The sequence below is a fragment of the Streptomyces sp. 7N604 genome (assembly GCF_052245475.1).
Taxonomy (GTDB): domain Bacteria; phylum Actinomycetota; class Actinomycetes; order Streptomycetales; family Streptomycetaceae; genus Streptomyces.
The window spans coordinates 40,325-51,797 of the sequence record NZ_JBQQBX010000001.1 but is presented as its reverse complement, the minus strand read 5'-3'; the positions used below and the strand labels follow the sequence as shown (position 1 = coordinate 51,797).

Genomic DNA, 11,473 nt, shown 5'->3' with positions numbered 1-11,473 from the left:
TCGCGACGTGTCAGCTGCTCTTGCTCAGCTGCTGACCCGCGTCCTTGGCTTTGGATTGCGGGCACGACTCTTGGCCCGCACAGAGCGTGAGTTCAGCAGCTGGGACACGCGCTGGAAGGACAGTCCCATGATCTTGCCTGCGTCTCGCTGGCTGAGGTCGCGCGTCAGCACAGCAGCAGCGCGCTGCATCACGCGACGCTCCTCGTCGGCGGCCTTCCTTGTTGCTTGCTGGGCCTGCTCGACCTCCTGCAGGACCTCGCGTGCAGCGGGAGACAGCACCGGCTCAACCTGGACTTCGATCTTGTCGGGCTCGACGTCCAGCATCACCGCGATCGCCTCGCGAGCTGCGTCGTCGGCCTTCTCCAGGCGCTTGGCCTGACTGAAGACACCCGGCAGATCGGGGACCTCGAGGGCCCACCAGTCGCCGGCTCGCCGCGCAATAACGCGGTAGGCGCTCACCGCCACCACCCCTCTCCAAGTTCGGGCTCGAGCGTCTTGCAGATGTGCTCTGCGGTTATTTCGTTGACCTCGCTGTGCTTAGGGATTACGACGCGGGTGTGGCCGCAGACCCACATCTGGTGGCTGCCCTTCTGCCGCAGCATCTCGAAGGGGATGTCCTTGGCTTTCGCCGCGTCTCTGATCTTCTTGATCAGGTCCCTATGCTTCATGGTTTAAAGTCTAGTGTAGTTAGACGAGTCAAGTCTAGCTAGGCTAGACAAACCGCGCGCCCATTCACGCAGCGCTCGAACAGACGGTCATCATCCCGCCACCCCGCCGTCCGGCCCGTCACCATTCATCCCCGGACACCAACAAGGGGACTGTCCATGCGCCCGCACACCGCCATCACCGCCGCCTGCCTGCCCGCCGCCCTCACCGCTTGGCGCTGCTTCGCCAGCTCCCAGTCTTGGCATGAAGGCTTGCATGCTGGCGATGAAGATGTCCGCCTCGTCCGGCGTCAGATCAACCGTCTCACCCTGCACGTACGGCAACCGTCTCGCCAGTCCGCGCGCCCTCGTCGTACGGAACAGCTCGGGGCGCAGCATCATCGATGCGTCGTCCACGTTCAGCGGCCGCGGGTTCGCCAGCCGATGCTGCGGCCCCCAGTGGGCGGTCGCCGTCGGGCCGAAGTGGTGACCGACCGCTCGCAGGGATGTTCCTCCACCGTGGGAAGATTCAGTCACGCCCCATGGGTCGGCCCGCGCTCGGCGGGGATGTTCCGAGGCCGGCATCGCCTCGCAGTACCTCCGGGACGTTGGCCCCGCGCTCGCGGGGATGCTCCTGTTTCGCCGTGCTGGGCGGCGGTGAGCCAGGTCTCGGCCCCGCGCGCCTGCGGGGATGCTGCTGCCGAATTGACGTTCTACGCCTTCCAGGTCTGGTCGGCTCCGACACTTCGCATCCGCGGGGATGCTTCCAGCGGATGGGTGCCGCCGCGGAATACGGCCCCGCCCCCCGATAGCCCTTGGCTCAACGTCACATCGGCGCTATATGGCACCTGCCCTCCCAGTACGGGTAAGGCATCCCGGCCGTCTGTGGGCCGTCCGACAGGGGCCGACGGCGACCAACAATGACCAATGACGACGGCTCCGCCGCAGGTCCGCGGCGGGGGAGCGTGAAGCTCCTGAGGCGCCCACGCCAGGGGATCAGTTCCTGCGCAACAAGAAGCAGGAGTAGGAGGAGTACCGCTCGGAGGTCACCGCCTTCGAGCTGCGGAAGAACCTGCCGGTGCTGTAGGCGCAGGCAGCGCCGTCGCTTTGTAGTCCGCGCTGCTGGTCCGCTGGACGCGCACCGGACGGTCCAGCACTTCGGAGGCGACCCCTGCCATGCCCTCGGGGACAGGTCGTCGGGTCCGACCAGCGGGACGTCGTCCGGGGCCGCCTGGCCCTCGCCGACCTCGGCCTGCGCCCCGGCGATCTGCACCGGTTCCTCGACGAGATCCGCAGCGAGGGCCGCGACCTCGCCCAGCTGCTCACGCTCGTCGGACTGGGCCGCCTCACCCCCCTGCTGCCCGCCTCCGTCGCCGCCCGCTATCCGCGCCCGGGCGTCGTCTTCCGGCCGGTCCCGGACGCTCCGCCCGCGGTCCTCGTCATCGCCTGGCCGCAGGGGCCCGTTCGACGGCCACGGCGGCGCTCGTCCGCGCCGCCGCGTCTGTGGCCGACGCCGTGCGGGACCGGCAAGCGGGCTGGCCAGCTAGACGGAAAGCGGCACAGGATGGATCTCGGTGGCCGGGTGACCAGTGCGCTCGTGTATGCGCTTCACAGCTTCTGCGGAGGGGGCCTCGGACAGGCAGTACACGACTCCCGCCTCGGGGTCGGCCCACGCCCGCTCGAAGTGCACCCCTTCTTCCGCCTCGATCTCCAGGTCCGCCCGGTGTGCCGCCGAGAGCTGCTCGGCCGTGATGCCCTTCATGTCGTGGTGGACATCCATGAATGTCGTCATCGTCCGCCACCTTCCTTCGTCTCATCGGCTCATGGGCTGCGGCACGGACGCTGTGAGGCGTCGTCCTACCCTGGCCGCGGTCTCCCCCTCTCACCATCGTGCGCCCGCCACCTCGCCGAGGCGAACCGGGGCTGCTGCCTCAACCCGTGAGGACTTGGGCGGCCTGTCTTCGCCATGATCAAAGGGCGGTCGCATGCGGATGTGCCCGTACGGCCCGCGGTGTCGGTCGCGGCCTGGACCCGCTGCAGCAGCCGCTCCCCTGTCCCGTCGGCGGACCACAGCCGGTGACGTTCGTAGACCGTCTTCCAGGGCCCGCACCGTTCGGGCAGGTCACCTCACTGCATCCCGGTTCGCACCCGGTGCGGAAACGGTCCGGCGACGGTCGGGGACGGTGGGCACGGTGGGCCGGGCCCCAGCGGGGGTGGGCGCGGCCGCACGCTGTGCGCGGTCGCCGTTGACCTCAGGTGCTGTTGATCTCAGGTGCTGAGGAGACGGTTGAAGAACGAACGGTAGCGTTGCAGCGCGACGCGCAGATCTCACACGTCGCGCAGTGCATGCCTGCGGGCGTTATGGGCCTCAGAGGCCGGGCCCGTCTGTGGGCCGTCGAAGGGCGGCCCCGAACCGTCGGCCCTGTCGGGTCTTCCTGCTCCTCCCGAGCGTCGTCGGCAGGACCCGGTGAACCTTCCGCTGCGCGCATACGTCGGGCATACGCAGGCGCTACCTCATCGTCGTCTGACGCAAGCCCGGCTCGAGAGGCATATTCCATGCGAATGCGGTCACTTCTCGTTGTGTTATTGCTGGTCGCTGTCGGTGTGTCAGCCGCAGGCTCAGCGCTTCACGCCCCTTCCGGTGCTCCTGACGAGCGCATAGCCGGGGCGCCGGCCGCTGCCTCGGACAAGCAGGCGCTTTCCGCCGGGGCCGCCGAGCACACCGTTACCCTGCAGAACAAGACGGGCAGCCGTATCTGGGTCGGCAGCACGGTCAACGCCGACGGCTCGACCCCCTTGACGCGGCTGCCGGTGCTGGACCCGGGCCAATCCGCCACCGTCACCATTCCCGAGCACTCGGGTTCCGGGCACTGGCGCGGCACGTTCTTCGCCCGCCAGGGCTGCACCGGTGAGGACGGCAGCACCTTCCACTGCGCCGTCGGCGACTGCGGGCCGTTCGTCGACCGCTGCTCCACCGGCGAGCAGCCCGTCAGTCTCGCCGAGTTCAACTTCGACCGGGGTGACGCCATGGCGCCCTGGTACGACGTCAGCTACGTCAACGCCGTCTCCGTGCCCGTCACCATCACCCCCGACGGCGTGAAGCCGTCCGCGGACGGCGGCGACTGCGCCGAGCTGGGCTGCTCCGCCGACCTGCTGGCCGCCTGCCCGCCCGAGAACCTGACCAAGGAGAAGGGCACGGGCAAGCCGCTGGTGTGCGTCAACCCCAACCGGGACGCGAAGACCGCCTACAGCGACGCGATCACCCAGCACTGCCCCAAGGCGTACGCATGGTCCAAGCACGACGCCGAGCCGGGCAACCAGGTCATGCGCCAGTGCAGCAAGTGCAAGGGCCTGACCGTCACCTTCCACGGAGCCGGCAGCGACGCCCCGCACAAGCCCCGCAAGAGCCCCGGTCCCCATTCCGGCAGGGACGCCGCGCCCTCGCCCCGCAAGGGCGTCAGCCTCAACCCCGTCGACGGCGCCGCCCAGGCGCTGGCCGACTCCGGCGCGTCCTGGTACCACAACTGGACCTCCTCCACCGGCGAGGTCGCCAAGCCGCGGGGCACCGAGTTCGTCCCGATGATCTGGGGCGCCGGCTCGGTCACCGACGCCGAGCTCGGCCGGGCCGCCAAGGAAGGCACGCACCTCCTCGGCTTCAACGAACCCGACTCAGTCGGGCAGGCCAACCTCACCCCCGAGCAAGCCCTGGACCTCTGGCCCCGGCTGGAGAAGACCGGCCTGCGCCTGGGCGCCCCCGCGGTCGCCTCCGGTGGCGACACCCCCGGCGGCTGGCTGGACCGCTTCATGCAGGGAGCCGCCGACCGCGGTCTGCGCGTCGACTTCATCCCGCTGCACTGGTACGGCGCCGACTTCGGCCCCGCCGCCACCGAACAGCTGCGGGGCTACCTTCAGGCCGTCCACGACCGCTACCACAAGCCGATCTGGCTGACCGAGTACGCCCTCATCGACTTCTCCGGAGCCGCGCCCCGCTACCCCAGCAAGCAGGAGCAGACCGCCTTCATCACGTCGTCGACGCAGATGCTGGAGAGCCTGGACTTCGTGAAGCGCTACGCGTGGTTCGCCCTGTCCACCCGGACCAGCCCGACCGGCCTGTACAACGGGGCAACCGCGAACGCCAGCGGCCATGCCTACCACGACGCGGGCTGACACACCGGCCCCTCGTGACCGGCCCCCGCCCCGAGCCGCGACCGGCAGGACACCGGACAAGGGCGGCCCGCCCCCGGCCGAACACCGGGAGTACGTGGTGGGTGGGCGGGATCCCGGGTCCCCCGTAGATTGGTGACTGAGCCGGTGAGGGGGACTGGCATGGAGCGTGTGACGACACCGGAGATCGATTACGCGGCGCTGTTCGCGGCCACGCCGAGCCCGTATGTGGTGCTGGGCCCGGACCTGGTGATCGTGGACGTCAACCGGGCGTATCTGGAGGCAACCGGGCGGACCCGGGGAGATCTGGTCGGGCAGTATGTCTTCGACGCCTTCCCGGAGAACCCGGCGGATCCCGACGCCGATGGGGTGCCGAATCTGAAAGCCTCGCTGCACCGAGTCCTGGCCCAGCGGGAGCCGGACACCATGGCTCTTCAGAAATACGACATCCCGGTCGCGGGCCGCCCCAGCGCGTTCGAGGAGCGGTGGTGGTCGCCCATCAATACCCCCGTGTTCGGACCGGACGGCGGGGTGGCGTGGATCATCGTCCGGGTGGAGGACGTGACCGACTTCGTCCGCTCCCGCCGCCTCCGCCAGGGCCCGGAGGCAGGGGACCGGGGAGCGGAAGCCGAGCTGTACGCACGGGCGCAGGAACTGCAGCGGCTCAATGAAGAACTGCGGCAGGCCAACGCCCGGGAAAGGCAGGTCGCCCTCACCCTGCAGGAAGCCATGCTCTACTCGCCGGACCTCCCCCGGGAGGGCATCGCGGTGCGCTACCTGCCCGCCACCGGGACGCTCAACGTGTGCGGTGACTGGTACGACGTCACTGACATATCCGCGGGAGAGATACCGACGGGAGACGCACCCACGAGCCGGTTCGCAGCGGCGGTGGGTGACGTGGTCGGCCACGGCCTGGGGGCTGCCGCCGTCATGGGGATGATGCGCAGTGCCCTGACCGCTGCCATGCGTGCAACGGACAGCCCGAGCAGGGCGCTGCAAATCCTGGGGCTCTATGCGAACTCCGTTGAAGGAGCGCTGGCCACCACCGCCGTCAAGGTGATGATCGACACCACCACCCACCTGATCACGTACAGCAGCGCAGGCCATCTGCCCCCCATCCTCGTGCACGCCGACGGAAGCAGCGACGTGCTGGACCAGGCCACTGACCCGCCACTGGCCACCCGCTCCGAACACATGCCGCGCCGGGAGGCCAAACTGCCCTACACCCCCGGAGACGCCCTTGTGCTCTACACCGACGGGCTCATCGAACGCCGCGGCGAGGACATCGACGCCGGTATCGCGCGCCTGACCGACGCCCTGTCCCGCTACGCCCGGCTCGACCCCGAGCGCCTGGCCGACGCCCTGCTGGCCCGCCTCGGCGTCAGCAGCGGTGCCCGCGACGACATCGCCCTGGTCGTCATCCGCCTCTGACCCGCGTCCGGCACACCTTCCCCCGGCGTCCCCCGCCACTGCGGCGGCAGCGGGACGTGGTGGGGCCTACCGCGCCGGAGGCGGTTAGGCTCGGCGGCGGGGTCTGACCGACGGGAGGCGGGCGATGCCGATGTCCGTGCCGCAGGGGCGCCGGAGCAGCACGTTCACTCAGCTGCTCAGGCACGGTTTCACCGATCCCTCCGCCGCGGCCCGGCTGCTGGACACACCCGAGCTCTCGCCCGTCCGCTCCGACCCCGTCCTGCTCGACGCGCTCGGCGCCACCGCCGATCCCGACCTGGCGCTCAACGCCCTCGTGCGCCTCGTCGAGTCGCTGCGCAGGCACGGGAGCGAGCCGCAGGTCCTGCTCGACACGCTCGTCACCGCCAAGCCGCTGCGCGACCGGCTGCTCGGGGTGCTCGGCGCGTCCGAGGCGCTGGGCGACCACCTCGCCCGGCATCCGCTCGACTGGCACGCCCTGGTGACGTACGAGTCGGCCGATCTGCACCCCGGCGTCGAGGAGTTCGAGCGCTGCCTCGACGGCGTGGCGGACCCCGACGCGCTGCGGGCCGCTTACCGCCGCTGTCTGCTCACCATCGCCGCGCGCGACGTCTGCGGGACCACGGACGTCGCCGACGCGGCCGCCGAGCTGGCCGACCTGGCGACCGCCACACTGCGCGCAGCCCTCGGCCTCGCCGAGTCCGGGGCGCCCGCCGACGCCGCCGCCTGCCGGCTCGCGGTGATCGCCATGGGCAAGTGCGGCGGCCACGAGCTCAACTACGTCTCGGACGTGGACGTCATCTTCGTCGCCGAGCCCGCCGACGGGGCCGACGAGGCCAAGGCCATCCAGGCCGCGACCCGCCTCGCCTCCCACATGATGCGGATCTGTTCCGACACGACGGCCGAGGGGACGATCTGGCCCGTCGACGCGAACCTGCGGCCCGAGGGCCGCAACGGCCCGCTCGTGCGGACGCTCTCCAGCCACCTCGCGTACTACCAGCGGTGGGCCAAGACCTGGGAGTTCCAGGCGCTGCTCAAGGCCCGGCCGGTGGCGGGCGACGCCGCGCTCGGCCGGGAGTACGTGGCCGCGGTCTCGCCGATGGTCTGGCAGGCGGCCGAGCGCGAGAACTTCGTGAGCGACGTGCAGGAGATGCGGCGCCGCGTCGTCGACAACATCCCCGCCCACCACATCGAGCGCGAGCTCAAGCTCGGCCCCGGAGGGCTGCGGGACGTGGAGTTCGCCGTCCAGCTGCTCCAGCTCGTGCACGGCCGCTCGGACGCCTCGCTGCGCAGCGTCTCCACGCTCGATGCCCTGGACTCCCTCGCCACGGGCGGATACGTGGGGCGGGCGGACGCCGCCTCGCTCGACGCCGCGTACCGCTTCCTGCGCACCATGGAGCACCGCATTCAGCTGTACAAGCTGCGCCGCACCCACCTGGTCCCCGAGGACGAGGCCGACCTGCGCCGCCTCGGCCGCAGCCTCGCCCGCAGCTACGACTGGCCCGCCAGGCACGAGCCCGTCGCCATGCTGAACGCCGAGTGGCGGCGGCATGCGCGCGAGGTGCGGCGGCTGCACGAGAAGCTCTTCTACCGGCCGCTGCTGTCCGCCGTCGCCGAGCTCGAGCCCGCCGAGGCCCGGCTCAGCCCCAGCGCCGCGCGCCAGCGCCTCGAGGCGCTCGGCTACGCCGACCCGGCCGCCGCGCTGCGCCACCTGGAGGCCCTCGCCTCCGGCGTGACCCGCAAGGCCGCCATCCAGCGCACGCTGCTGCCGGTGCTGCTCGGCTGGTTCGCCGACTCCGCCGACCCCGACGCCGGGCTGCTGGGCTTCCGCAAGGTGTCGGACGCGCTGGGCAAGACCCCCTGGTATCTGCGGCTGCTACGGGACGAGGGCGCCGCGGCCGAGAACCTGGCGCGCGTGCTGTCCGCCGGACGGCTCGCCCCCGACCTGCTGCTCCGCGCCCCCGAGGCGGTCGCCCTGCTCGGTGACCCGGAGGAGCTGAAGCCCCGCGGCCGGGCCCACCTGGAGCAGGAGATCCTCGCCGCGGTGGGCCGCGCCGACGACGCCGAGCAGGCGGTCACCGCGGCCCGGGGGGTGCGCCGCCGCGAGCTGTTCCGCACCGCCGCGGCCGACATCGTCGGCGCGTACGGCACCGAGCTGACGCCCGCGGAGACCGACCACGGGTGGGCCGCCGACCTGGTCGGCAGCGCGGTCTCCGACCTGAACGCGGCGACGATCGCGGGCGCCCTGCGGGCCGCCGTCCGGGACACGTGGGGAGACGAACTGCCCACCCGGTTCGCCGTGATCGGCATGGGCCGCTTCGGCGGCCACGAGCTCGGCTACGGCTCCGACTGCGACGTGATGTTCGTGCACGAGCCGCGCGAAGGCGTGGGCGAGCAGCAGGCGTCGCGGGCCGCCTTCGCCGTCGCCAACGAGATGCGGCGGCTGCTCCAGCTGCCCAGCGCCGACCCCCCGCTGCTGATCGACGCCGACCTGCGCCCCGAAGGCAAGGCGGGACCGCTCGTGCGGACCCTCGAGTCGTACGCCGCCTACTACCGGCGCTGGTCGCTGGTCTGGGAGAGCCAGGCCCTGCTGCGCGCCGAGCCGGTCGCGGGCGATCCGGGACTGGGGGAGCGGTTCATCGAGCTGATCGATCCGCTGCGCTACCCGGCCGAGGGCCTCGGCGAGGACGCCGTACGGGAGATCCGCCGGCTCAAGGCCCGTATGGAGTCCGAGCGGATGCCGCGCGGCGCCGACCGTACGACGCATACGAAGCTGGGCCGCGGCGGCCTGTCCGACGTCGAGTGGACCGTGCAGCTGCTGCAGATGCAGCACGCCTGGGCCGAGCCGGGGCTGCGCACCACGCGGACGCGGGACGCGCTGCACGCCGCGCACGCCGCGGAGCTGATCTCCACCGAGTACGCGCAGATCCTGGACGAGGCGTGGGTGCTCGCCACCCGGGTGCGCAACGCGGTGATGCTGGTCCGCGGCCGTCCCGGGGACACCTTCCCGACCGAAGCGCGGGAGCTTGCGGCCGTGGGCCGCTACCTCGGCTACGGGCCGGGACCCGCGCGTGGGCAGCCGCACGTCGGAAGCAGTGGGGAGATGCTCGACGACTACCGGCGCGTCACGCGTCGCGCGCGAGCTGTGGTCGAGGAGCTCTTCTACGGGGCGTAGCCCCACGAAGGGCCGTACACCGTTCAGGCCCTCAGACCGGTTGCGGTCGCCTCGGCACCGGCGGGCTCCGCCGCGGTGGTTGCTCGCCGTCGCGGCGGGGAGATCCTTGTCGCCACCCGGCGCGGCAGCGCGTACGGCAGCCCGCCGTACCACGCGTACGACAGGGCGTAGCCGAAGGACAGGCACATCAGCCCGCCGACCGCGTCGAGCCAGAAGTGGTTGGCCGTCGCGACGATCACGAGCAGTGTGAAGCTCGGGTACAGCCAGCCGAGCGTCTTCGCCCACAACGGCCGCGCCAGCATCACGATGGTGATGCCGCACCACACCGACCAGCCGATGTGCATGGAGGGCATGGCGGCGTACTGGTTGGACATGTTGGCCAAGTTGCCCGACGCCATGGACCCCCATGTCTCGTGGACCAGCACCGTGTCGATGAAGCCCTCTCCGGACATCAGGCGCGGCGGCGCAAGCGGGTAGAGGTAGTAGCCGAGCAGGGCGACGCCCGTGGTGGCGAAGAGCACGAGCCGTGTCGCCGCGTAACGCCCCGGGTGCCCGCGGTAAATCCACACGAGCACACCGATGGTGACGATGAAGTGCAGCGTCGCGTAGTAGTAGTTCATGCCGACGATCAGCCATTCCACCGAGTTCACGGCGTGGTTGACCGTCCGCTCCACGGCGATCCCGAGGACTTCCTCCGCCCGCCAGATCCAGTCGGCGTTCTGCAGCGCTTCCCGCTTCTGCTCCGGGACGGCGTTGCGGATCAGCGAGTACGTCCAGTAGCTGACCGCGATGAGGAGGATCTCGAACCACAACCGGGGCCTGCGGGGGGTGCGCAACCGTTCCATCCAGGCGCGCCGCGCCTGTGCCGGGCGGTCCGCACGCTCCTCGATGGGTGACAGGGCCGTCCGGCCTTCCAGAGTCTCCACAGTCGCTTCACCCATAGCGCGACAGTCTGCCAGATGCTCGCCTTCTGCAGATCACTCGCCGGTCGGGTCTACGTCACCCACGTTACGCCTTGGGGAGGACGGCTGTCCTTTGGGGCCGGCGGCGGTCGAACCGCGGACGACCAGCTCGGGGAGGAAGACGAACTCGCTGTGTGGTGCCGGTGTCCCGCCGATCTCCTCGAGCAGCGCCCGGACCGCCGCCTGCCCCATCGCGGGCACCGGCTGCCGGATGGTGGTCAGCGGCGGATCGGTGAAGGCGATCAGCGGTGAGTCGTCGAAGCCGGTCACCGATATGTCGTGCGGCACCTCGAGGCCGTGCTGCCGGGCGGCTCTGATCGCGCCGAGCGCCATCATGTCGCTTGCGCACACCACCGCCGTGCAGCCCCGGCCGATCAGCGCGGAGGCCGCCGCCTGGCCGCCTTCCAGCGTGAACAGCGAGTGCTCGACCAGCGACTCGGCATCACCGGCCGGCACCCCCAGCACGTCGTCCATGCTGCGCAGGAAGCCCTCTATCTTGCGCTGCACCGGTACGAACCGCTTCGGTCCCAGCGCGAGGCCGATCCGCTCGTGGCCGAGCGCGGCGAGGTGGGTGACCGCGAGCCGGACCGCCGCCCGGTCGTCGGGCGACACGAACGGCGCCTGCACCTTCGAGGAGAAGCCGTTGATGAGGACGAACGGCACGCCCTGGGCGCGAAGCTGCTCGTACCGCTCCATGTCGGCCGAGGTGTCGGCGTGCAGCCCTGAGACGAAGATGATCCCGGTGACGCCCCGGTCCACCAGCATCTCGGTGAGCTGGTCCTCGGTGAAGCCGCCCGGAGTCTGGGTGGCCAGCACGGGCGTGTAGCCCTGCTGGGTCAGCGCCTGGCCGATGACCTGCGCGAAGGCCGGGAATATCGGATTCTCCAGCTCCGGCGTGATCAGCCCGACCAGGCCCGCGCTGCGCTGCCGCAGCCGCACCGGGCGCTCGTAGCCGAGCACGTCCAGCGCGGCCAGCACGGACTGGCGGGTGGTCGCGGCGACGCCGGGCTTCCCGTTGAGCACACGGCTGACCGTCGCCTCGCTGACCCCCGCCTGTGCTGCGATGTCAGCGAGCCGTGCGGTCACGGGGTTGGACTGTA

8 protein-coding genes and 2 pseudogenes are annotated in these 11,473 nt (G+C 71.0%); 4 read left to right on the top strand and 6 right to left on the bottom strand.

Annotation, left to right across the window (positions count from 1 at the left end):
• Nucleotides 1-24: 24 nt before the first annotated feature.
• Both ACTWP8_RS00215 and ACTWP8_RS00210 read right to left on the bottom strand, forming a co-directional pair.
• Entirely contained in the window at nucleotides 25-459 is a 435-nt protein-coding gene (locus tag ACTWP8_RS00215; protein WP_443320083.1) for a type II toxin-antitoxin system HicB family antitoxin, read from the bottom strand.
• Complete coding sequence (locus tag ACTWP8_RS00210; RefSeq protein ID WP_443320082.1) at nucleotides 456-668, bottom strand: hypothetical protein; 213 nt, start codon at nucleotides 666-668, stop codon at nucleotides 456-458. The genes ACTWP8_RS00215 and ACTWP8_RS00210 overlap by 4 nt, the downstream gene beginning before the upstream one ends.
• 970 nt (nucleotides 669-1,638) lie before the next feature.
• Here ACTWP8_RS00210 and ACTWP8_RS00205 point away from each other — a divergent pair.
• Nucleotides 1,639-1,731, top strand: a pseudogene (locus ACTWP8_RS00205) (glutamine synthetase); the annotation flags it as partial.
• A 456-nt stretch (nucleotides 1,732-2,187) separates the two neighbouring features.
• Here the strand turns inward: ACTWP8_RS00205 and ACTWP8_RS00200 are convergent.
• Complete coding sequence (locus ACTWP8_RS00200) at nucleotides 2,188-2,436, bottom strand: SCO4226 family nickel-binding protein (protein WP_443315872.1); 249 nt, start codon at nucleotides 2,434-2,436, stop codon at nucleotides 2,188-2,190.
• Between the two features lie 212 nt (nucleotides 2,437-2,648).
• Nucleotides 2,649-2,768: pseudogene (locus tag ACTWP8_RS00195) on the bottom strand (IS5/IS1182 family transposase); the annotation flags it as partial.
• Nucleotides 2,769-3,248: 480 nt separating this feature from the next.
• On the opposite strand from ACTWP8_RS00195, the gene ACTWP8_RS00190 reads away from it, so the two are divergent.
• From ACTWP8_RS00190 to ACTWP8_RS00180, 3 genes are all read left to right on the top strand, one after another.
• Nucleotides 3,249-4,811: a glycosyl hydrolase gene (locus tag ACTWP8_RS00190; protein WP_443320081.1), complete on the top strand. Its 1,563-nt coding sequence runs from the start codon at nucleotides 3,249-3,251 to the stop codon at nucleotides 4,809-4,811.
• A 159-nt stretch (nucleotides 4,812-4,970) separates the two neighbouring features.
• On the top strand, nucleotides 4,971-6,239 hold the full coding sequence (locus tag ACTWP8_RS00185; RefSeq protein ID WP_443320080.1) for a PP2C family protein-serine/threonine phosphatase: 1,269 nt from the start codon (nucleotides 4,971-4,973) through the stop codon (nucleotides 6,237-6,239).
• A gap of 130 nt (nucleotides 6,240-6,369) precedes the next feature.
• Nucleotides 6,370-9,411 carry a bifunctional [glutamine synthetase] adenylyltransferase/[glutamine synthetase]-adenylyl-L-tyrosine phosphorylase gene (locus ACTWP8_RS00180; protein WP_443320431.1) on the top strand — a complete coding sequence of 1,014 codons (3,042 nt, stop codon included), beginning with the start codon at nucleotides 6,370-6,372 and terminating at the stop codon, nucleotides 9,409-9,411.
• A gap of 23 nt (nucleotides 9,412-9,434) precedes the next feature.
• On the opposite strand, the gene ACTWP8_RS00175 is transcribed toward ACTWP8_RS00180, so the two are convergent.
• Entirely contained in the window at nucleotides 9,435-10,352 is a 918-nt protein-coding gene (locus ACTWP8_RS00175; protein WP_443320079.1) for a phosphatase PAP2 family protein, read from the bottom strand.
• 36 nt (nucleotides 10,353-10,388) lie between these two features.
• On the bottom strand, nucleotides 10,389-11,459 hold the full coding sequence (locus tag ACTWP8_RS00170) for a LacI family DNA-binding transcriptional regulator (protein ID WP_443320078.1): 1,071 nt from the start codon (nucleotides 11,457-11,459) through the stop codon (nucleotides 10,389-10,391).
• Nucleotides 11,460-11,473: the final 14 nt, after the last annotated feature.

Excerpts from the sequence above, each read along its gene's own strand:
- ACTWP8_RS00210 (WP_443320082.1), bottom strand. The coding sequence starts at position 668 with ATGAAGCATAGGGACCTGATCAAGAAGATCAGAGACGCGGCGAAAGCC.
- ACTWP8_RS00200 (WP_443315872.1), bottom strand. The coding sequence starts at position 2,436 with ATGACGACATTCATGGATGTCCACCACGACATGAAGGGCATCACGGCC.
- ACTWP8_RS00185 (WP_443320080.1), top strand. The coding sequence starts at position 4,971 with ATGGAGCGTGTGACGACACCGGAGATCGATTACGCGGCGCTGTTCGCG.
- ACTWP8_RS00180 (WP_443320431.1), top strand. The coding sequence starts at position 6,370 with ATGTCCGTGCCGCAGGGGCGCCGGAGCAGCACGTTCACTCAGCTGCTC.
- ACTWP8_RS00175 (WP_443320079.1), bottom strand. The coding sequence starts at position 10,352 with ATGGGTGAAGCGACTGTGGAGACTCTGGAAGGCCGGACGGCCCTGTCA.